Origin of the sequence: Xanthobacter sp. 91 (assembly GCF_000702385.1) — a bacterium.
In the GTDB taxonomy this organism is placed as follows: Bacteria; Pseudomonadota; Alphaproteobacteria; order Rhizobiales; family Xanthobacteraceae; genus Xanthobacter; species Xanthobacter aminoxidans.
This window is the reverse complement of the sequence record NZ_JNIB01000001.1, coordinates 1,378,929-1,399,800: the sequence shown is the minus strand read 5'-3', so window position 1 is coordinate 1,399,800 and position 20,872 is coordinate 1,378,929. Positions and strand designations below refer to the sequence as shown.

General features: G+C 68.3%; 16 protein-coding genes. 12 read left to right on the top strand and 4 right to left on the bottom strand.

Annotated elements, in window-relative coordinates; genetic code table 11:
* Positions 1–293: 293 nt before the first annotated feature.
* The 10 genes from nifV (at position 294) to lpdA (ending at position 13,303) form a co-directional block, all read left to right on the top strand.
* A complete protein-coding gene (gene nifV / locus A37E_RS0106640) occupies positions 294–1,541 on the top strand; it encodes a homocitrate synthase (RefSeq protein WP_029555896.1) in 1,248 nt (415 codons plus the stop codon).
* A gap of 3 nt (positions 1,542–1,544) precedes the next feature.
* The gene (gene cysE, locus A37E_RS0106635; RefSeq protein WP_029555895.1) at positions 1,545–2,324 is read left to right on the top strand and encodes a serine O-acetyltransferase; all 780 of its coding nucleotides are present in this window, start codon (positions 1,545–1,547) and stop codon (positions 2,322–2,324) included.
* Between the two features lie 69 nt (positions 2,325–2,393).
* Positions 2,394–2,735, top strand: a complete 342-nt coding sequence (nifW, locus tag A37E_RS0106630) for a nitrogenase stabilizing/protective protein NifW (RefSeq protein WP_029555894.1) — start codon at positions 2,394–2,396, stop codon at positions 2,733–2,735.
* 750 nt (positions 2,736–3,485) lie between these two features.
* The gene (mdh, locus tag A37E_RS0106625) at positions 3,486–4,451 is read left to right on the top strand and encodes a malate dehydrogenase (protein WP_029555893.1); all 966 of its coding nucleotides are present in this window, start codon (positions 3,486–3,488) and stop codon (positions 4,449–4,451) included.
* A 252-nt stretch (positions 4,452–4,703) separates the two neighbouring features.
* Positions 4,704–5,906 carry an ADP-forming succinate--CoA ligase subunit beta gene (gene sucC / locus A37E_RS0106620; protein ID WP_029555892.1) on the top strand — a complete coding sequence of 401 codons (1,203 nt, stop codon included), beginning with the start codon at positions 4,704–4,706 and terminating at the stop codon, positions 5,904–5,906.
* Complete coding sequence (gene sucD, locus A37E_RS0106615; RefSeq protein WP_024281008.1) at positions 5,906–6,790, top strand: succinate--CoA ligase subunit alpha; 885 nt, start codon at positions 5,906–5,908, stop codon at positions 6,788–6,790. The genes sucC and sucD overlap by 1 nt, the downstream gene beginning before the upstream one ends.
* A gap of 365 nt (positions 6,791–7,155) precedes the next feature.
* Positions 7,156–10,110 (top strand): 2-oxoglutarate dehydrogenase E1 component, encoded by a 2,955-nt coding sequence (locus tag A37E_RS0106605; RefSeq protein WP_029555891.1) that lies wholly within the window; start codon positions 7,156–7,158, stop codon positions 10,108–10,110.
* Between the two features lie 38 nt (positions 10,111–10,148).
* Positions 10,149–10,475: a YciI family protein gene (locus tag A37E_RS0106600; protein WP_024281006.1), complete on the top strand. Its 327-nt coding sequence runs from the start codon at positions 10,149–10,151 to the stop codon at positions 10,473–10,475.
* Positions 10,476–10,502: 27 nt separating this feature from the next.
* Complete coding sequence (odhB, locus tag A37E_RS0106595; RefSeq protein WP_029555890.1) at positions 10,503–11,726, top strand: 2-oxoglutarate dehydrogenase complex dihydrolipoyllysine-residue succinyltransferase; 1,224 nt, start codon at positions 10,503–10,505, stop codon at positions 11,724–11,726.
* A gap of 173 nt (positions 11,727–11,899) precedes the next feature.
* Positions 11,900–13,303 (top strand): dihydrolipoyl dehydrogenase, encoded by a 1,404-nt coding sequence (lpdA, locus tag A37E_RS0106590; protein ID WP_029555889.1) that lies wholly within the window; start codon positions 11,900–11,902, stop codon positions 13,301–13,303.
* A gap of 168 nt (positions 13,304–13,471) precedes the next feature.
* On the opposite strand, the gene A37E_RS26825 is transcribed toward lpdA, so the two are convergent.
* The 3 genes from A37E_RS26825 to A37E_RS0106575 form a co-directional block, all read right to left on the bottom strand.
* Positions 13,472–13,609 carry a hypothetical protein gene (locus A37E_RS26825; RefSeq protein ID WP_156026258.1) on the bottom strand — a complete coding sequence of 46 codons (138 nt, stop codon included), beginning with the start codon at positions 13,607–13,609 and terminating at the stop codon, positions 13,472–13,474.
* A gap of 223 nt (positions 13,610–13,832) precedes the next feature.
* Complete coding sequence (locus tag A37E_RS0106580; protein ID WP_029555888.1) at positions 13,833–14,372, bottom strand: CAP domain-containing protein; 540 nt, start codon at positions 14,370–14,372, stop codon at positions 13,833–13,835.
* 124 nt (positions 14,373–14,496) lie between these two features.
* Positions 14,497–16,887 (bottom strand): DUF3772 domain-containing protein, encoded by a 2,391-nt coding sequence (locus A37E_RS0106575; RefSeq protein WP_051678842.1) that lies wholly within the window; start codon positions 16,885–16,887, stop codon positions 14,497–14,499.
* 404 nt (positions 16,888–17,291) lie between these two features.
* On the opposite strand from A37E_RS0106575, the gene dapE reads away from it, so the two are divergent.
* Both dapE and A37E_RS0106565 read left to right on the top strand, forming a co-directional pair.
* Positions 17,292–18,473 carry a succinyl-diaminopimelate desuccinylase gene (gene dapE / locus A37E_RS0106570; protein ID WP_038192716.1) on the top strand — a complete coding sequence of 394 codons (1,182 nt, stop codon included), beginning with the start codon at positions 17,292–17,294 and terminating at the stop codon, positions 18,471–18,473.
* Between the two features lie 12 nt (positions 18,474–18,485).
* The gene (locus A37E_RS0106565) at positions 18,486–19,256 is read left to right on the top strand and encodes an alpha/beta hydrolase (RefSeq protein ID WP_029555885.1); all 771 of its coding nucleotides are present in this window, start codon (positions 18,486–18,488) and stop codon (positions 19,254–19,256) included.
* Between the two features lie 195 nt (positions 19,257–19,451).
* Here the strand turns inward: A37E_RS0106565 and A37E_RS0106560 are convergent, their stop codons facing one another.
* Entirely contained in the window at positions 19,452–20,777 is a 1,326-nt protein-coding gene (locus A37E_RS0106560; RefSeq protein WP_029555884.1) for a lytic murein transglycosylase, read from the bottom strand.
* Positions 20,778–20,872: the final 95 nt, after the last annotated feature.

Genomic DNA, 20,872 nt, shown 5'->3' with positions numbered 1-20,872 from the left:
GGGCGACTACGTAATTATACGTATGTTCGATACCGACAACACGGTGTGTCGCACGTGTCTCGTCTGTCGTGATCCTGTCGAACCTCGGACAAGCTTGCCGGCTGTCGGCTTTGCGACAGCTGGGCGCTCCCTGATTTCCATCGATTCCAGAATGGCTTGCGGCAATGGCACGCGGTTTGCGTGATCTCTGTCAGGCGCTGCTGGCGAATGGTGGGCGGCTTCGATGCTCCGGCTCACCACAGGCGCGGTTCAGGGCCAAGGGACTTAGGGTCACGGGACTTGAGGAAGACACCATGCTCGCGAAGTCTCCATCGGTGACATCTGGGCGCTCCGGCCGGTCCTCGGCGGAGGCTGGCGGTTCGGCGGCAGGGGCTGCGGCCGCCCGCACGGTCTTCCTCAACGACACCACGCTCCGCGATGGCGAGCAGGCGCCGGGCGTCGCCTTCACCCGCAAGGAGAAGATCGAGATCGCCGAGGCGCTCGCCGCCGCCGGCGTGCCCGAGATCGAGGCCGGCACGCCCGCCATGGGCGACGAGGAGATCGAGACGCTGCGCTCCATCGTCTCCCTCAAGCTGCCGCTCCGCGTCGCCGCCTGGTGCCGCATGAGCGAGGAAGACCTGTTCGCGGCGGTCTCCGCCGGGGTCAGCTACGTCAATCTCTCCATTCCCACTTCCGACCGCCAGCTCAAGGGCAAATTGAACCGCGACCGCGACTGGGCGCTCGCAGCCCTGAAGCATGTGGCGACGCTGGCCACCAAGCTCGGCTTCACGGTGGCCATCGGCTGCGAGGACGCCTCCCGCGCCGATCCCGATTTCCTGTGCCGGGTGGCCGAGGTGGCGCGGGAGGCGGGCGCGTTCCGCCTGCGCCTCGCCGACACGCTGGGCGTGCTCGATCCCTTCTCCACCTATGCGCTGGTGCGGCGCGTCGCCAATGCCACGGACCTCGAGATCGAGTTCCACGCCCACGACGATCTGGGCCTTGCCACCGCCAACACCCTCGCCGCCGTCACCGGCGGCGCCCGCCATGCCAGCGTGACCGTGGTCGGGCTCGGCGAGCGGGCCGGCAATGCGGCGCTGGAGGAAGTGGCCATCGCCCTGCGCCAGACCGCCCGCGCCGAAAGCGGCATCGACCCGCGCGCCCTGCGCCCGCTGGCCGAGAAGGTGATGGCCGCTGCCGGCCGCGCCATGCCGCGCACCAAGGCCATCGTGGGCGAGGACGTTTTCACCCACGAGAGCGGCATCCATGTTGCCGGCCTGCTGAAGGATCGCGGCACCTACGAGGCGCTGAACCCGGAACTGCTCGGCCGCTCCCACCGCGTGGTGCTGGGCAAGCATTCCGGCCTTGCCGCCATCTCCAAGGCCCTCGCCGACGAGGGGCTGGCGGTGGACGAGGCGCGGGGTCGCGCCATCCTCGCCCGGGTGCGCGACTTCTCGGTGCGCACCAAGGAGACGGTGACGCCCCAGGTGCTGCGTCGCCTCTACGAGGACAGCTTCACCGAAGAAGCGCTGAAGCGCCGCCACGCCGCCGTGATGGGAGCCTGATCCATGATCATGGGAAGCCCCAAGTGGCACGGTACCGAGGTGCCCCTCGCCACGGCGACCGCGCTGGATGCGCCGGCTGCGTCCTTCACGGTGTGGCAGCTGATCCGCGAGGACGTGAACTGCGTGAAGGCGCGGGACCCGGCGGCCCGGCACACGTTCGAGATCGTGCTCACCTATCCCGGCGTCCACGCCATCATCTGGCATCGGCTCGCCAGCCGGCTGTGGCGGCGGGGGGTGAAGTTCCCGGCCCGCTTCCTCTCCTGGCTGGGCCGTTTCCTGACCAATGTAGACATCCACCCCGGCGCCACCATTGGCCGGCGCTTCTTCATCGATCACGGCGCGTGCGTGGTGATCGGCGAGACCGCCGAGATCGGCGATGATGTCACCCTGTACCATGGCGTGACCCTGGGCGGCACGTCCTGGACGGCGGGCAAGCGCCATCCCACCCTGCGCAACGGCGTGCTGGTGGGCGCGGGCGCCAAGATCCTCGGGCCGATCACGGTGGGGGCCGGCTGCCGGGTCGGCGCCAATTCGGTGGTGATCGAGGATGTCCCGCCGGCCATGACGGTGGTGGGTATTCCCGGCCGGGTGGTGAAGCCCACCTCGGACCGCCGCAAGCTCGGCGACGGCCGCATCGACCTTGAGCACCATCTGATGCCGGACCCGGTGGGCGAGGCCATCGTCTCCCTGCTGGACCGGATCGAGTTCCTCGAGGCCCGCCTCACCCACCTGCAGGGCGAGCGCCAGCGCGGCCGGCCGGCGAGCGCGGACGAGGCGGCCTGACATCCCGGATTTGGGTTGACCAGACTTGGGTTGACCAGACTTGGGCTGATCGACAGGAGAAAGAGCGACATGTCCATCATCGACAAGCTGAAGTCTCTCGGAAGCGCCGAGGAGTTCTTCGAGGTGCTGCAGGTGGAATACCAGCCGGAAGTGCTGCAGGTGCTGCGCCTCCATATCCTGCGGCGCATGGGCCAGTACCTCGTCTCCGCCGAGTTCGACGGCATGAGCGAGGAGGAGATCTATTCCGCCGCCCAGACCATGCTGGGGCAGGCCTATGCCGACTTCATCAAGTCCAACCCCATGGCGGAACGGGTGTTCAAGGTGCTGAAGGAGCACGATCCGAACCGCCCGGCGGCACCCGCCACCAAGCCCGCCTTCGTCCAGCTCGGTTCGCTCAAGACCGGAAGCTGAGACTGTCTCGTCCCGCCCCTCCGCGCAGCCGCGGGGAAGCATGCGGGGCCACCCTTCCGCCGGAGTGCCCCGAAGTGCTCCGGCTGGCTGCCCTCTCCCTGCTTTTTGTTCGTTGATATTGACGTTGTTTTATTTTTTTCATCCGGCTGGTCGCTCGGCCGTGTGCGGGGAGAGGGCAGATTTCCTCAAGGACCGGCGCCGATGCGCGCTGATGACCATCGCGCGGATGATCCCGGCCGCGTGCCAAGACCCCCGGGGCCGATCCCCGCGGTGGGCCGGCGTCCGGACCCGGCGCATGGGTGGCGCCAGAACCGCCCAGATCCCTTACGCAAGGCCAGAGGCCGTGTGATCCTGCCCCATTCGGGCGGACTATGCCGGCCCCCGCGCGCCTTCCCCCTCTGGCTTTCCGGGCTTTTCCAGATCGCACGGCGCTGCGCCTGTCCCTTGCCGCCTCGCCCTGCCGCCGGGCGGCACGAGCGTCATGCCGCCCGAGCGGTCGGAAGTGTTGCCGCTTCGGGCGTGGCCGGTGGTAGGCCGCTGCACCGCTCTGCGGGATGGTTTTCCGCATGGTGCAAATCAGCAGAAAATCGGCGTAAAACGACCCGTTTTTGCGGCAAAATCCCGCTCGATGCCACTATTTGTGCAGTGCGGCCGGCTTGAACCCCCGGACGGATGGGAGTAGTCAAGCGCCGCGTTCCTGCGGCGGCTCGTCTCATGTGCCGGCTCCGCAGCGGTTACCGGGGATTTGGGATGGCCCGCAACAAGATCGCCCTCATCGGGGCCGGCCAGATCGGCGGTACGCTCGCCCTTCTGGCTGGACTGAAGGAACTGGGCGACATCGTGCTGTTCGACGTCGCCGACGGCGTTCCCGACGGCAAGGCCCTGGACCTCGCCCAGCTCGCCCCCGTGGAGGGGTTCGACGCGGGCATCTGGGGCGCCTCCAGCTATGATGCCATCGCCGGTGCCGATGTGGTGATCGTCACCGCCGGCGTGCCGCGCAAGCCGGGCATGAGCCGCGACGACCTCCTCGCCATCAACCTCAAGGTGATGGAGCAGGTGGGCGCGGGCCTGCGCAAATATGCGCCTGACGCTTTCGTCATCTGCATCACCAATCCGCTCGATGCCATGGTCTGGGCGCTCCAGCGCACCAGCGGCCTGCCGCCGGAGAAGGTGGTGGGCATGGCCGGCGTGCTGGATTCGGCCCGCTTCCGCTTCTTCCTCTCCGAGGAGTTCGGTGTCTCGGTGGAGGATGTGACCGCCTTCGTCATGGGCGGGCACGGCGATACCATGGTGCCGCTGGTGCGCTATTCCGCCGTGGGCGGCATCCCGGTGCCGGACCTCATCCGCATGGGCTGGACCAGCGAGGAGCGCATCGCCGCCATCGTCCAGCGCGTGCGCGACGGCGGGGCGGAGATCGTCAACCTGCTCAAGACCGGCTCGGCCTTCTACGCGCCGGCCGCCGCCGCCATCGCCATGGCGGAGAGCTACCTGAAGGACAAGAAGCGCCTGCTCCCTGTCGCCGCACGGCTCGATGGGGAATACGGGCTCAGGGACATCTATCTCGGCGTGCCGGCCGTCATCGGCGCGCGGGGTGTGGAGCGTATCGTGGAGGTCGATCTCGACCGGTCCGAGCGCGCCATGTTCGAAAGATCGGTCGCCGCAGTCGAAGGACTGGTGGAGGCCTGCCTGAAGATCGCACCCGGCCTCGGGAAGTGATCTCGCTCATGACGGCGTGCCGCAAGGCGCGCCGTTTTCGTGCCGGGGTACAACCGGCGTGGTGAAGGAGACGAGTGTTCCCCTCCTCGGGGGAGACCGCATCCTCGCTCCAGTCCTTCGGGCCGGGGCGGTGGCGCGGGTCCCCCTTCTGCGGTGGAGGCGGTCTTGACCGGGCGGTCCCGCAATTGCGCGGGACCCGGGACGGACCGGGGCGGGGAAAGGGACACATCGCAACCCTGAGGGACACGGAAGATGAATATTCACGAGTATCAGGCCAAGGCGCTGCTGAAGAGCTTCGGCGCCCCGGTCTCGCGCGGCATTCCCGTGCTGAAGGTCGAGGAGGCGGAAGCCGCCGCCAAGGAGCTGGGTGGCCCGCTCTGGGTGGTGAAGTCGCAGATTCACGCCGGCGGCCGTGGCAAGGGCAAGTTCAAGGAGCCCGAGGCCGGCGAGAAGGGCGGCGTGCGCCTCGCCAAGTCCGTGGATGAGGTGAAGGAGTTCGTCGGCCAGATGCTCGGCCGCACCCTCGTCACCATCCAGACCGGCCCGGCCGGCAAGCAGGTGAACCGCCTCTACATCGAGGAAGGCTCGGACATCGAGAAGGAGTTCTACATCTCCCTGCTCGTGGACCGCGTCACCTCGCGCGTGGCCTTCGTGGTCTCCACCGAAGGCGGCATGGACATCGAGGAAGTCGCCCACTCCACCCCTGAGAAGATCGTCACCTTCTCGGTGGACCCGGTGACCGGCGTGCAGGGCTTCCACGGCCGCAAGATCGCCAAGGCCCTCGGCCTGTCCGGCGAACTCGCCAAGCAGGCCGGCAAGCTGGCCGAGGTGCTCTACACCGCCTTCGTCGAGACCGACATGGCGATGCTGGAGATCAACCCGCTCATCGTCACCAAGGACGGCAACCTGCGCGTGCTCGACGCCAAGGTGTCCTTCGATTCCAACTCCCTGTTCCGCCATCCCAAGCTCGTCGAGCTGCGCGACCTGACGGAAGAGGACGAGAAGGAGATCGAGGCGTCCAAGTACGACCTCGCCTACATCGCCCTCGACGGCACCATCGGCTGCATGGTCAACGGCGCGGGCCTCGCCATGGCGACCCTCGACATCATCCAGCTCTACGGCGAGAGCCCGGCGAACTTCCTCGACGTGGGCGGCGGCGCCAACGAGGAGAAGGTGACGGCGGCGTTCAAGATCATCACCGCCGACCCGAACGTGAAGGGCATCCTCGTCAACATCTTCGGCGGCATCATGAAGTGCGACGTGATCGCCAACGGCGTGATCGCGGCGGTGAAGGCGGTGGGCCTCCAGGTGCCCCTCGTGGTGCGCCTCGAAGGCACCAATGTGGAAGAAGGCAAGCAGATCATCCGTGACAGCGGGCTCAATGTGATCCCCGCCGATGATCTCGATGATGCGGCGCAGAAGATCGTCGCGGCCGTGAAGAAGGAAGCTGCGTGATGTCCGTGCTGATCGACGCCAACACCAAGGTCATCACCCAGGGCTTCACCGGCAAGAACGGCACCTTCCACGCCCAGCAGGCCATCGCCTACGGGACGAAGATGGTCGGCGGCACCTCGCCCGGCAAGGGTGGCACCACCCACCTCAACCTGCCGGTGTTCGACACCGTGATCGAGGCCAAGGAAGCCACCGGCGCCGATGCCTCGGTGATCTACGTGCCGCCTCCGGGCGCCGCCGACGCCATCCTCGAGGCGATTGACGCGGAGATCCCGCTCATCGTCTGCATCACCGAGGGCATTCCGGTGCTCGACATGGTGAAGGTGAAGCGCGCCCTGTCCGGCTCCAAGAGCCGCCTCATCGGCCCCAACTGCCCCGGCATCGTCACCGCCGGCCAGTCGAAGATCGGCATCATGCCGGCCAACATCTTCAAGACCGGCTCGGTGGGCATTGTCTCGCGCTCCGGCACGCTGACCTATGAGGCCGTGTTCCAGACCACCCAGGAAGGCCTCGGCCAGACCTCGGCGGTCGGCATCGGCGGCGACCCGGTGAAGGGCACGGAATTCATCGACGTGCTGGAGATGTTCCTGGCCGATCCCAAGACCGAGTCCATCGTCATGATCGGCGAGATCGGCGGCTCGGCCGAGGAAGATGCGGCGCAGTTCATCGCCGATGAGGCGAAGAAGGGCCGCAAGAAGCCGATGGTGGGCTTCATCGCCGGCCGCACGGCCCCTCCCGGCCGTCGCATGGGCCATGCCGGTGCCATCATCTCCGGCGGCAAGGGCGGCGCCGAGGACAAGATCGCGGCCATGGAGGCGGCGGGCATCCGCGTGTCGCCCTCGCCGGCGCGCCTCGGCAAGACCCTCGTCGAGGTGCTGAAGGGCTGAGGGCCGTCCCCCGGCCCGGCCGGGGGATCGCCAACAGGATTGACCGGGGGGCGGGGACCTGGGCGAAAGCCTTGGAATTCCGCTCCCGCAAGGGCATCCGCCGCGCAATCGCCATGAAGTTCGGCGACTGGCGAGCGCGGTTCGGACGGGGCGAGGCGCCGGCCTTTCGGCCGGTGGCCGCCCTGCCCATATGAAGGTTGTCGAGCACTGCTGTCGAAGGCCGCCACGAGCCTCGCAGGGGTGACGGGGCGTCCGGCAAGGGCCGGGCGCCGGATTTGTGGCAGACGAGCGGCCTTGGGGCTTCATTTTCCGCGCGAAATGCGCTCAAGGAGAGTGAGGCGCCACGGTCTTCCGGGAACAAGCCCATGTCGCGCGCGGAACAGAACGACGTATTCCTGAACACCTCCTTCCTCTATGGCGCCAATGCCGCCTGGATCGAGGATCTCTACGCCCGCTATGAGACCGATCCCAATTCGGTCAGCGCTGAGTGGCAGGCCTTCTTCGCGGCGTTGAAGGACGATCCCAACCAGGTGATAGAGAACGCCCGCGGCGCCTCCTGGAAGAAGCCCAACTGGCCGGTGCACGCCAATGGCGAGCTGGTCTCGGCCATGGACGGCCAGTGGATCGAGGTGGAGAAGGCCATCGCCGACAAGGTGAAGGCCAAGGCGCAGAAGTCCGGCGTCGAGTTCTCCGCCACCGAGGTGCAGCAGGCCACCCGCGATTCCGTCAAGGCGCTGATGATGATCCGCGCCTACCGCATGCGCGGCCACCTGCACGCCAATCTCGACCCGCTCGGCCTGACACCGCCGCGCGAGGCGCCGGAGCTGGATCCGGCCTCCTACGGCTTCTACGAGGCCGACCTCGACCGCAAGATCTTCATCGACCACGTGCTGGGCCTCGAATTCGCGACCGTCCGCCAGATGGTCGCCATCCTGCGCCGCACCTATTGCGCCTCCATCGGCGTCGAGTTCATGCACATCTCTTCCCCGGAGGAGAAGGCCTGGATCCAGGAGCGCATCGAGGGGCCGGACAAGGAAGTCACCTTCACCCGCGAGGGCAAGCGCGCCATCCTCAACAAGCTGGTGGAGGCCGAGGGCTTCGAGAAGTTCCTCGATGTGAAGTTCACCGGCACCAAGCGCTTCGGCCTCGACGGCGGCGAGAGCCTGATCCCGGCGCTGGAGCAGATCATCAAGCGCGGCGGCAATCTGGGCGTGAAGGACATCGTGTTCGGCATGGCCCACCGCGGCCGTCTGAACGTGCTGACCCAGGTGATGGGCAAGCCGCACCGCGCCCTGTTCCACGAGTTCAAGGGTGGCTCCTGGGCCCCCGACGACGTGGAAGGCTCGGGCGACGTGAAGTATCACCTCGGCGCCTCGTCCGACCGCGAGTTCGACAACAACAAGGTCCACCTGTCGCTGACCGCCAACCCGTCGCACCTCGAGATCGTCGATCCGGTGGTGCTGGGCAAGGCCCGCGCCAAGCAGGACCAGCTGGGCGACACCGAGCGGACCAAGGTGCTGCCGCTGCTGCTGCACGGCGATGCCGCCTTCGCCGGCCAGGGCGTGGTGGCCGAGTGCCTCGGCCTCTCCGGCCTGAAGGGTCACCGCACGGGCGGTTCGATCCACTTCATCATCAACAACCAGATCGGCTTCACCACCAATCCGCGTTATTCGCGCTCCTCGCCCTATCCGTCGGATGTGGCGAAGATGATCGAGGCGCCGATCTTCCACTGCAACGGCGACGATCCGGAATCCGTGGTGTTCTGCGCCAAGGTGGCCACCGAGTTCCGCCAGCGCTTCCACAAGCCGGTGGTGGTGGACATGTTCTGCTACCGCCGCTTCGGCCACAACGAGGGTGACGAGCCCGCGTTCACCCAGCCGAAGATGTACAAGGTGATCCGCCAGCACGCGAGCGTGCTTGAGCTGTACACCAAGAAGCTGGAAGCCGAGGGCGTGGTGACTGCCGGTGAGGTGGACACCATGCGCAATGCGTGGCGCGACCGCCTCGAGGCCGAGCACGAGGCCGGCCAGGCCTACAAGCCCAACAAGGCCGACTGGCTCGACGGTCGCTGGGCCGGCTTCAAGCCCACCCACGAGGATGACGATCCGCGCCGCGGCAACACCGGCCTGCCGGAAGACGAGCTGAAGGCCATCGGCGCGAAGATCACCACCGTGCCGGAGGGCTTCCAGGTCCACCGCACCATCCAGCGCTTCCTCGACAACCGCAAGAAGGCGATCGAGGACGGCAAGGGCATCGACTGGGCGACCGGCGAGGCGCTCGCCTTCTCCTCCCTTCTGCTGGAAGGCCACCCGGTCCGCCTGTCGGGCCAGGACGTGGAGCGCGGGACCTTCTCCCAGCGCCACTCGGTGCTGCTCGACCAGGAGACCGAGGCCCGCTACAAGCCGTTCAACCACCTCTCCGAGACCCAGGCCAAGTACGAGGTCATCAATTCGATGCTCTCGGAAGAGGCGGTGCTCGGCTTCGAGTACGGCTACACGCTGTCCGAGCCCAACACCTTGGTGCTCTGGGAGGCGCAGTTCGGCGACTTCGCCAACGGCGCGCAGGTGGTGTTCGACCAGTTCATCTCCTCGGGCGAGCGCAAGTGGCTGCGCATGTCCGGCCTCGTCTGCCTGCTGCCGCACGGCTATGAGGGCCAGGGTCCGGAGCACTCCTCCGCCCGCCTCGAGCGCTATCTGCAGCTGTGCGCCGAGGACAACATGCAGGTGGCCAACGTCACCACCCCGGCCAACTACTTCCACATCCTGCGCCGGCAGATGAAGCGGGAATTCCGCAAGCCGCTCATCCTGATGACGCCCAAGTCGCTGCTGCGCCACAAGCGGGCGGTGTCCAACCTGTCGGACATGGTGACCGGCACCACCTTCCACCGCGTGCTGTGGGACGACGCCCAGTCGCACCCGGACGAGAACACCATCAAGCTCCAGCCGGACGACAAGATCCGCCGCGTCGTGCTGTCCTCGGGCAAGGTCTATTACGACCTGCTGGAGGAGCGCGAGAAGCGGGGCGTGGACGACGTCTACCTGCTGCGCGTGGAGCAGCTCTATCCGTTCCCGCTCAAGACGCTGGTGCAGGAGCTCGGCCGCTTCAAGAATGCCGAGGTCGTGTGGTGCCAGGAGGAGCCGAAGAACCAGGGGTCCTGGGCCTTCGTGCAGCCCTATCTGGAGTGGGTGCTGGAGCAGGCGGGCGGTGCCGCGCGGCGTCCGCGCTATGCCGGCCGTCCGGCGTCGGCCGCCACGGCCACCGGCCTCATGTCCAAGCACATGGCGCAGCTCAAGGCCTTCCTTGAGGAAGCCCTGGGCTGATCCGACACCCGAAGAACCGCCCCGAAAGAGGACGCGCCGTGCCGCACTTCCTGCTCCGCCTCTCCCCGCCGCGCCCGAGCTTTCCCTCGGACGCGAGCGCGGCCGAGATGGACGCCATGGGCGCGCACTTCGCCTTCTGGCAGGCCGAGGCGGAGGCCGGCACGGCCCTCGCCGTCGGTCCGGTGGCGGACCCGGCGGGCATCTGGGGGATGGCCGTCATCGAAGTACCCGACGAGGCCGCCGCGACCGGCCTCTCGCTTCGGGATCCCGTCATCAAGGCGGACCTGGGCTTCACCTATGCGGTGATGCCCATTCTGTCGCTCATCGAGCGCCGGGCGCCACGCCCGGCCCAAGCCGAAGTCTGAGGGAGGCCCCCTCAAGGGGCGAACACAATGACCGAGATCCGCGTGCCCACCCTGGGCGAGTCCGTTACCGAGGCGACCATCGGCAAGTGGTTCAAGAAGCCCGGCGAGGCCGTCAAGGCCGATGAGCCGCTGGTGGAGCTCGAGACCGACAAGGTGACCGTCGAGGTGCCGGCTCCGGCCTCGGGCGTCCTCTCCGAGATCATCGCCAAGGACGGCGAGACCGTCGGTGTTGGCGCGCTGCTCGGCAATATCGGCGCCGGCTCGGGCGCCGAGGCCGCTCCGGCCGCTGCCGCCGCAGCTCCCGCTCCCGCCGCTGCACCCGCGCCGGCTCCTGCCGCCGCTCCCGCCGCCGCTGTTGCGGCCGGCAGCAACGGCCCGGCCGTTGGCCGCATCGCCGCCGAGACCGGTGTGAACCCGGCCGACGTCGCCGGCTCCGGCAAGGACGGCCGCGTCACCAAGGGTGACATGCTGGCCGCCATCGCCGCCGGCGCCTCGGCCGCCGCCGCGCCCGCACCGGTTGCGGTGCGCGCGCCCTCCGCGCCGACCGACGCCGCCCGCGAGGAGCGGGTGAAGATGACCAAGCTGCGCCAGACCATCGCGCGCCGCCTGAAGGACGCCCAGAACACCGCCGCCATGCTCACCACGTTCAACGACGTGGACATGACCGCGGTGATGAGCCTGCGCAGCCAGTTCAAGGATGCGTTCGAGAAGAAGCACGGCACCAAGCTCGGCTTCATGGGCTTCTTCACCAAGGCGGTGATCGCGGCGCTGAAGGACATCCCGGCGGTGAACGCCGAGATCGACGGCCAGGACCTCGTCTACAAGAACTACTACAACATCGGTATCGCGGTGGGCACCGAGAAGGGCCTCGTGGTTCCGGTGGTGCGCGACGCGGACCTGCTCTCCGTCGCCGAGATCGAGAAGGCCATCGCCGGCTACGGCCGCAAGGCGCGTGACGGCAAGCTCGGCATCGAGGAGATGCAGGGCGGCACCTTCACCATCACCAACGGCGGCATCTACGGCTCGCTGATGTCCACCCCCATCCTCAACGCGCCGCAGTCGGGCATCCTCGGCATGCACCGCATCGAGGAGCGCCCGGTGGTGATCAAGGGGCAGATCGTGATCCGCCCGATGATGTACCTCGCCCTCTCCTACGACCACCGCATCGTCGACGGCCGCGAGGCCGTGACCTTCCTGGTGCGCGTGAAGGAGACCCTGGAAGATCCCGCGCGTCTCGTGCTGGATCTGTGAGGATGTGAGGGGAGCCCTAAGGGCTCCCCTTTGCCTTTCCGGCTTGGTGGCCGGCGAATTCCTATCGGGCTGTGGCAGCCCACATCACCTTGATCGGAGCCGGCCGCCCGGCATCGCGATGGATGCGGTCCCGGAGCGGACGACGGCGTGATCGAGGTCTGGAGACTTCATCGATGTCCTACGATCTCACCATCATCGGCACCGGCCCCGGCGGCTATGTGTGCGCCATTCGCGCGGCCCAGCTCGGCCTCAAGGTCGCGGTGGTGGAGAAGCGCGGCACCCATGGCGGCACCTGCCTGAACGTGGGCTGCATCCCCTCCAAGGCGCTGCTCTATGCCTCCGAGCTGTTCGAGGAAGCCGGCCACAAGTTCGGCGAGATGGGCATCGGTGTCCCGGCTCCCAAGCTCGATCTGCCCGCCATGCTGGCCTTCAAGGACCGCGGCGTGGACGGCAATGTGAAGGGCGTCGAGTTCCTGCTGAAGAAGAACAAGGTCGACGTCTACATGGGCGCCGGCAAGATCCTCGGCCCCGGCAAGGTGGAAGTCACCCTCAATGCCGACGGCAAGGTCGAGGTGCTGGAGACGAAGAACATCGTCATCGCCACCGGCTCCGACGTTGCCCCGCTGCCGGGCGTGACCATCGACGAGGAGCGCATCGTCTCCTCCACCGGCGCGCTGAAGCTGCCCAAGGTGCCCGGCAAGCTCGTCGTGGTGGGCGCGGGTGTCATCGGCCTGGAACTGGGCTCGGTGTGGCGCCGCCTCGGTGCGCAGGTCACCGTGGTGGAATTCCTCGACCGCATCCTGCCCGGCATGGATTCGGACGTGGCCAAGTCCTTCCAGCGCATTCTCGACAAGCAGGGCTTCACCTTCAAGCTCGGCACCAAGGTCACCGGCGTCGACACCAAGGGCAAGACGCTCAAGGTCTCGGTGGAGCCCGCCGCCGGCGGCGCCGCCGAAGTGCTTGAGGCGGACGTGGTGCTGGTCGCTATCGGCCGCATCCCCTTCACCGCCGGCCTCGGGCTGGAGGAGGCGGGCGTCGCCAAGGATGCGCGCGGCCGCGTGGTCACCGATCACCACTTCGCCACCAACGTGCCCGGCATCTACGCCATCGGCGACGTGATCGTCGGCCCCATGCTCGCCCACAAGGCCGAGGACGAGGGCGTGGCGCTGGCGGAGCAGCTGGCCGGCAAGGCGGGCCACGTGAACTATGATGTGATCCCCGGCGTGGTCTACACCTTCCCGGAGGTCGCTTCCGTCGGCAAGACCGAGGACGATCTGAAGGCCGCGGGCGTCGCCTACAAGGTCGGCAAGTTCCCCTTCACCGCCAACGGCCGCACCAAGGTGAACAACACCACGGACGGCTTCGTGAAGATCATCGCCGACGCCGCCACCGACAAGGTGCTCGGCGCCCACATCATCGGCCCCGAGGCCGGCGAGATGATCCACGAATGCGCGGTGCTGATGGAGTTCGGCGGCTCGTCGGAAGACCTCGCCCGCACCTGCCACGCCCATCCCACCCGCTCGGAAGCGGTGAAGGAAGCGGCCATGGCCGTGGAGAAGCGCGCCATCCACATGTGAGGGCACGGCGGGTTTCAGCCCGCGCGGCGCCTGAGCGTGGCCAAGGAACAGAAAAGGCCGGCGGGGCATCCCGCCGGCCTTTTGCATTCCGCGCATAAAAAAGCCCCGGCCCGAGGGCCGGGGAACGGAGGTTCCTTCCGGGAGGAAGCCGAGGCGCGCGCGCCGAAATCAGCCGCCCTTCTGGGTCACCGGATTGCTGGCGGTGGTGGTGGTGTCGCCGACGGAGGCGTTGGTCATGCCCGGGCACGCGAGCGCCGGGCCGGCGAGGACGCTCAGGGCGCACACGACGAAAGCGATCCGCTTCATCTTCCTCTCCTGCCTGTCACGTATCAACGCGCTGATTAGGCCAGAGAAAGGCCCGGCGGGAAAGCCCTCCGCCCGTACCGCACGATCACGAACATGCGCAGCTTGGCTGTCACGCCATCGGCCTCGGCCTTCGACCGAGGCCGTGCGGGCCACGCTCAGGCGCCGCGCGGGCTTGACCGAAGGCCCGTGAGTCAAGCGCACGGGCCTTTAGGGCAATAGTCCCTCAGCGCGAGGCGTCGTCCGGCTGGGCGAGGATCAGCGCCCAATAGACCTTGTATTTGGAATTGGGGGCGTTGGCCGTGGCGATGCCCATGCGGGTCACGCCCGGCTCCAGCATGTTCTTGTTGTGCGAGGGGGAATCGCGCCAGCCGGAGAAGGCCTCGGCCAAAGTGTGGTAGCCGGCGCCCACATTCTCCACCGCCCGCTTCGCGTCATAGCCGGAGGCCTTGATGCGGGTGATGAAATTGCGCCCGCCCACCTCGTGGGAGAGGTTGTCCGCCTTGGCCATGGCGTTGGCCTGGTCCTGGGCGAGGCGGCTCAGCGTGTCGTCGATGGTCACCGCCGGCAGGCCGCGCGCGGTCCGGTAGTCGGAGAGGAGGGAGGCCGCGGCGGCGGCGTCCACCGGCTTACCGGTCTTGGCGAGGTTGATGTAGAAGGCCGGCTGGGTGTCGATCTGCTCGGTGGTGGCGCAGCCGGCGAGGACGGCGAGAAGCGCAAGGCCGGCACCGGCGAGGAGGGAGCGGCGGAGGATCTGTTCGCGCATGTCTCGGCTTCCGGCTGGCCTTTTCGGGCGGGCTTTCGGGGGGGCGGCCCCCCTGCATTCCCCCTGTCTTGTGCGCCGGGAGGGTTGAGGAAGCGTTAGCGCGCCCGGCCCTCCCGGCCCCGGCCTATTGCAGCGGATCGGGCGGCGACGGCGGCGGGGGCACCATGTCGCGGGGGGCGCGGGCCAGCGCCGCCCAGGGCTGGGCCACCATGCCCACATGCGCCTTGCGGAAGCGCGAGAGCACCTGGAAATGCAGGTCGCTCTTCACGGTCAGCGCATAGTCCACGTTGGCCACCACGCAGCGCAGCTCGAACACGATGCCCGCGTCGGCGAACTTCATCAGGAACACGCGCGGCGGCGGCGTCTGGAGCACCTGCGGATGGTCGCAGGCGCAGCCGACCAGGATGTCGCGCACCTCCTCCGGGTCGCTGTCATAGGAGACGGTGACGGCGACGATGATGCGGCCGGTGGTGTTGGAATGCGTCCAGTTCTTCACCATGCCGGTGATGAGGTCGGCATTGGGGACGATCACCGTGGCGCGCTCGAAGGTCTCGATCTCGGTGGAACGCACCGAGATGCGTCGCACATAGCCTTCCTCGCCCTTCACGTTGATGGTGTCGCCCACCCGGATCGGTCGCTCGGCGAGCAGGATCAGGCCGGAGACGAAGTTCGACACCACCGACTGAAGGCCGAAACCGATACCGACCGAGAGGGCACCGGCGACCAGCGCGATGTTCTCGAGGTTCAGCCCCAGCTGCCCCATGGCGACCATCACGGCGATGATGGTGCCCACATAGCCGACGATGGTGGAGATGGAGGACTGCAGCGAGGGCTCAAGCCCCGTGCGGGGCAGGAGGGCGCTCGACACCCATTTCTGCAGGCCGCGCGCCGCCGCGAGGCTGACGAGCAGCAGCAGCACGGCATAGACCACGCTCCACAGCGTGATGGTGGCATTGCCGATGCGCACGCCGAAGGAGACGCGCTCCACCGTCTCCATCATGTCGGCGGTGGAGGTGCCCCAGCTGCCGACGATGAGGAAGGCGGCGACGACAAAGAGCTGGAGCTTGAGCAGGCCGGAGGCGATGACGCCGATCAGTTCCACCCGCTCCGGCTTGAGGCCGAGCATGCTGGAGATCATCCGCGCGCGATGGGTCTCGGCCGAAAGCCCCTCGCCGAAGAAGGCGTCGATGAGGGCATAGAGCAGATAGAGCACGCCGAGCACGGCGGCGGCGATGACCATGCGCGCGGCGACGAAGGCCGCGAAGCTGATGTAGCCGGCCACCAGCGCGCCGATGAGGGCGAACACCGCCACCCACACGAACAGGCGGATGTAGCGCGGCGGTGCCGGTGCCGGGCCGGTGGCGGCGATGGCCGCGGCGTCGGTGGTCGCCGAGTCCTTCGTCGTATCCGCATCGGCCTCCGCGCGGGCGGCGCCGACGAGGAAGCGCGAGATGAAGCCGGCGATGAGCAGCGACATGATCGCGCTCGTCACCACCGTCAGTCCCACGGGCGCGAACAGCACCCGGTGCAGGGCGTTGAGCGCGGCGGCGATGGCCAGCGTCCACACGGTGAAGGAGAAATAGCGGAAGGTGAGGGCTGCGGCGCCGTCCGAGAGCGGCGGCAGGCGGCGCCACGGCTCGTTCGGCGCCAGGAAGGCGCGGCCCACGGCGTTGCCGATGGCCTTGATGAAGATGGCGATGAGGATGCCCTGCACCAGCTCCTCGGCGCGGGGCGGAATGATCTCGAAGGCGCCGATGAAGGCGATGGCGGCCATGGCCGCGGCCGGCGCGACCGTGGCGTTCAGGAACAGGACCTTCATCGCCTCGCGCGCCGCGCGCAGGCGGGTGAAGCTCTCGCCCGCGGCCGGCGCGGGGGTGCGCAGGCGCTTGCGCAGCAGGCGTCCGCCCGCCACCACGGCCGCCATGATGGCGAGGCCGCCGATGACGATGCCGATGACGGCCAGCGGCGACAGGCGCCGCACCGAATAGGCGCGCCAGTCGTTGCCGAAGTAGCGCAGGGCGCGGAACTCGGAATTCAGCGCGTTGAAGGCGTTGGTCCACAGGTCGGGGTCGAGGACGGAATCCACCCGCTCGAACAGCTGGCCGGTGAACAAGGCGCGGCGGCGCGAGCTGATGCGGTCGGAAATCTGGTCGCCGCGCAGCACCAGCGCGCGGTTCTGCTTCAGGACGGCGCCGAGTTCGGCGGAGATCTTGGTGAGCCGCTCGCGGTCGGCGGCGACGGTCGGCTCTTCGGTGGCGCCCTCGGCGGGCTTGGGGCCGAGGCCGCTGAGCCGGCTCTCCGCGTCGGCGACGCGGGGAGCGATCTGGTCGGAGACGGCGGCGAGGTCCTTGCGGGCCGGATCGAGGCGCTGGCGCAGTTCGTCGAGGTCGCCGGGGCGCAGGCCCTCCACCGCGAGGGCGGCGTCGATGGAATCGAGGGCGGAGCGGGCCGCCTCCATCTTCTCGCGGGCGGCGACGATGGTCGGATCGGGCGGCACCGGCGCGGGCTTGGCCACCGGCTGCGTCGGCGTGGCATCGCCGGCGGCGGGCGCGGGGGTGCCGGCTGCGGCGGGGGCGCGGCGGCGGCATTGGGCGTGGCGGCGGCGGGCGCAGCCTGTCCGTGGCCCTGTGTCTGGCCCTGTCCCTGCTGTTGTCCCTGCGCCGGCGGGCTGGCAGCCTGCTGGGCGCCGGCCTGGGCCAGGGGGAAAACCGACAGGGCGAGCGCGACCAGAAAGGCCGCGGACGTCTTCACCTTCATATTGAACCTCCGCGGCGGCGTTCCTGTCGCCCGAAGGCGGCAGCCTCGTGGCGGATGGGGGATAAAGGCGTAAAGGTCGCCCCAAACCGCGACAAAAGCGCTGGAAAGACCCGCACCTTTGCCGCTATCTCGTCATCCCCCGGTAGCGATGAGGCTTTCCTGATGACCGCCGATGCTTCCGTCAAGCCCGAGCTGCGGGCAAACGTCCCCGATGCGCTGACGCTGGCGACCGAACTGATCCGGGCGCCGTCCGTCACCCCCGATTCGGGCGGCGCGCTGGAAATCGTCGCCCGCCGTCTGGAGGCCTTCGGGTACCATGTGGAGCGCCTGACCTTCGACAGCGGCGGCATCCCCATCCCCAACATCTACGCCCGCATCGGCACCGGCTCGCCCAACCTCTGCTTCGCCGGCCATGTGGACGTGGTGCCCGAGGGCGATCCCGCCCACTGGCTGCATGGGCCGTTCGCCGGCACCGTGGAGGATGGCAAGCTCTTCGGCCGCGGCGCGGTGGACATGAAGGGGGCGGTGGCCGCCTTCCTCGCCGCCGCGCTCAGCCATGGCCGGCCGGAGACCGGCAGCCTCTCCTTCCTCATCACCGGCGACGAGGAAGGCCCGGCCCTCGACGGCACGGTGAAGGTGGTGGAGTGGCTGAAGGAGAGGGGCGAGGTCATCGACCACTGCGTCCTCGGCGAGCCCACCAACCCCAACGCCATGGGCGATGCCTTCAAGGTGGGCCGGCGCGGCAGCCTCTCCGGCATCCTCACGGTGAAGGGGGTGCAGGGGCACGTCGCCTATCCGCACCTCGCCGACAATCCCATTCCGCGCCTCCTGAAGCTGGTGGGCGAGCTGACGTCGGCGCCCCTCGACCACGGCTCGGACTTCTTCCCGCCCTCCAATCTGGAGGTGGTCTCCATCGATGTGGGCAATCCGGTGTTCAACCTGATTCCGGCCGAGGCCACCGCCCGCTTCAACGTGCGCTTCAACGACCTCTATTCGCTGGAGACGCTGAAGTCCGAGATCATCCGCCGGATCGACGGCGCCGGCCTTACCTACGATCTCGCCTTCCAGCCCGGCGCCAGCCAGAGCTTCCTCACCGCCCCCGGACCCTTCGTGGAGCTGGTGGCGGATGCGGTGGAGGCGGAGACCGGCCGGCGGCCGGAGGCCTCCACCTCCGGTGGTACCTCGGATGCGCGCTTCATCAAGGACATCTGCCCGGTGGTGGAGTTTGGCCTCGTCGGCCAGACCATGCACAAGGTGGACGAGGCGACGCCCGTCGCCGACCTCGAGGTGCTGACCCGCATCTATTCCCGCATCATCGCGCGCTATTTCGCCACCTTCGCCTGAGCGGACGCCCCCATGACCGAGCCTATTCCCGGCGAAACCGCCTCCACCCTCGACGTGGATGGCCGCGCCATCGCCATCCGCGCCATCCCCGGCGCGGCGCCCGGCCTGTTCTGGCTGGGCGGCTTCAAGTCGGACATGACCGGCACCAAGGCCGAGCACCTCGCCCGCTGGGCGCAGGCGCGCGGGCAGGCGAACGTGCGGTTCGACTATTCCGGCCATGGCGCCTCGGGCGGGGCGTTCGAGGAGAGCACCGTCTCGCGCTGGCTCAACGAGGGGCTGGCGGTGTTCGACCACGCCACCTCCGGCGAACAGGTGGTCATCGGCTCGTCCATGGGCGGCTGGATCGCGCTGCTGCTCGCCCGCGCCCTCGCGGCGCGGGGGGAGAAAAGGCTGAAGGGGTTGGTGCTGGTGGCGCCGGCGCCGGACTTCACCGAGGCCCTCATGTGGGACAAGTTCCCGCCCCCGGTGCGCGAGCTGATCGAGACCTCCGGGCGCTTCCTCAAGCCGACGCTCTATGGCGAGGACCCCTATGTCATCACCCGCGAGCTGATCGAGGACGGGCGCCGCCATCTGCTGCTCGGCACGCCGTTCGCGGTGGGCTGCCCGGTGCGCATCCTTCAGGGCGCGCGGGACGAGGACGTGCCGTGGGAACACGCCATGCGCCTCGTGAGCTGCCTCGCCGAGGACGACGTGGTGTTCTCCCTCATCAAGGACGGCGACCACCGCCTGTCCCGCCCGGAGGATCTGGAGCGGCTGACGGAGGCGGTGGAAGGGCTGGTGTGAGGGGCGCGTCGCTGCCGATCGAGGCGTGCGGGGAAAAGCGATACGAGAACCTTCGTCATGGCCTCGCTTGTCCCGGCCATCCACGTCGTTCCGATGGTGCAAAGGTTCTGCGCCCGCGCCCGGCCGTGCCACCTGGATGCCCGGGACAAGCCCGGGCATGAAGAAGAAGCGGGGCGACGAAGCTGGCTACGCCCCTCAGCGGCGCATCTGCTGGAGCAGTGCGAGGTCGGGATAGCCGTCCGGCAGCAGGCCGGCGCGGGCCTGATAGTCCTGGATGGCGACGCGACTCTTCTGGCCGAGGATGCCGTCCACGTTGCCGATGTCGTAGCCCATCTGGGCGAGGCGGCCCTGGATTTCCTGCCGCTCGGCCTTGGAGAGGCCGCGCTCCTCCTTCGGCCAGGACTGGACGAAGGCGCCGCCGCCGCGCAGCCGGTCGGCGAGATGGCCGATGGCGAGGGCGTAGGCGTCGGCCGGATTGTACTTCAGGATGGCGTCGAAGTTCCGCATCATCAGGAAGGCGGGACCGTTGGCGCCGCCCGGCAGCAGCAGATAGGCGGTATCGGTGGGGCGCGGGAAGGCGACGCCGTTGGCGCGGCGCACGCCGAGGGCGTTCCATTCGCCCAGCGTCTTCTTGTTGCTGCGGCTGGCGAGGCGGTAGTCGAAGCCCTGCGGCAGCGCCACCTCATAGCCCCACGCCTTGCCGAATTCCCAGCCGTCCAGCTTCAGATTGTTGGCGGTGGAGGCGATGATGTCGGGGATGGAATCCACCACGTTGCGCTTGCCGTCGCCGTCGAAGTCCACGGCGAAGCGCTGGAACGAGGTGGGCATGAACTGGGTGGGGCCGAACGCGCCCGCCCACGACCCCTTCAGATGGTCGTAGGGCACGTCGCCCTTTTCCAGGATCTGCAGGGTGGCGATGAACTCGTCGCGGAAATAGTCCTGCCGCCGGCCGATGCAGGCGAGGGTGGCGGTGGATTCCAGCACGTTGCGCCGGCCGATGCCGTCCGGGTCGCCATAGGTGGATTCGATGCCCCAGATGGCGGTCACGGCGTAGCGGTCGACGCCATAGGCCTTTTCCGCCCGGTCGAAGATGGGCTTGTAGCGCTCCAGAATCTCGCGGCCCTTCTTCACGCGCGTCTCGGTGACGAGCATGTTCACATAGGCGCCGATGGGCTTGGAGAATTCCGGCTGGCTGTCGAGATAGTCCATGATCTTCATCTGCGGTTGCAGCGAAGCGGTGTACGTCTCGAAGGTGCGGCGGGAGACGCCCTTGGACTGGGCCAGCGGCCACAGATTGGCGATGCACTGGGGAAAGTTCGCCTCGGCCTGGGCGATGGCCTGCGGCGTCATCAGCGGATGGCCGGCGCCGGCCGGCGGGGTCTGCTGGGCCGGCGGGAAGCCGAAGATGGAGCCGGTCGTCTGGGCCTGTCCGGCGGCGGGGCTGACGAGACCGGCAAACAGCGCGAGCGTCACGGCCACGCCGCTTCCGAAGGTGGTCCTTTCGCGCGTCGTCGATGCCATCTTGAAAACCTTCCGTTTCCGGCCTGCCGCGAGGGCACCGGGGTGATCGTCTGAGGCTCCTACTGGGCGGCAATATGGTTGCGTCGCGGTTAATG

Coding starts and splice junctions, on each gene's coding strand:
- A37E_RS0106565 (WP_029555885.1), top strand. CDS start 18,486: ATGACCGAGCCTATTCCCGGCGAAACCGCCTCCACCCTCGACGTGGAT.
- cysE (WP_029555895.1), top strand. CDS start 1,545: ATGATCATGGGAAGCCCCAAGTGGCACGGTACCGAGGTGCCCCTCGCC.
- sucD (WP_024281008.1), top strand. CDS start 5,906: ATGTCCGTGCTGATCGACGCCAACACCAAGGTCATCACCCAGGGCTTC.
- A37E_RS0106605 (WP_029555891.1), top strand. CDS start 7,156: ATGTCGCGCGCGGAACAGAACGACGTATTCCTGAACACCTCCTTCCTC.
- A37E_RS0106560 (WP_029555884.1), bottom strand. CDS start 20,777: ATGGCATCGACGACGCGCGAAAGGACCACCTTCGGAAGCGGCGTGGCC.
- sucC (WP_029555892.1), top strand. CDS start 4,704: ATGAATATTCACGAGTATCAGGCCAAGGCGCTGCTGAAGAGCTTCGGC.
- mdh (WP_029555893.1), top strand. CDS start 3,486: ATGGCCCGCAACAAGATCGCCCTCATCGGGGCCGGCCAGATCGGCGGT.
- odhB (WP_029555890.1), top strand. CDS start 10,503: ATGACCGAGATCCGCGTGCCCACCCTGGGCGAGTCCGTTACCGAGGCG.
- A37E_RS0106580 (WP_029555888.1), bottom strand. CDS start 14,372: ATGCGCGAACAGATCCTCCGCCGCTCCCTCCTCGCCGGTGCCGGCCTT.
- dapE (WP_038192716.1), top strand. CDS start 17,292: ATGACCGCCGATGCTTCCGTCAAGCCCGAGCTGCGGGCAAACGTCCCC.
- nifV (WP_029555896.1), top strand. CDS start 294: ATGCTCGCGAAGTCTCCATCGGTGACATCTGGGCGCTCCGGCCGGTCC.
- lpdA (WP_029555889.1), top strand. CDS start 11,900: ATGTCCTACGATCTCACCATCATCGGCACCGGCCCCGGCGGCTATGTG.
- A37E_RS26825 (WP_156026258.1), bottom strand. CDS start 13,609: ATGAAGCGGATCGCTTTCGTCGTGTGCGCCCTGAGCGTCCTCGCCGGC.
- nifW (WP_029555894.1), top strand. CDS start 2,394: ATGTCCATCATCGACAAGCTGAAGTCTCTCGGAAGCGCCGAGGAGTTC.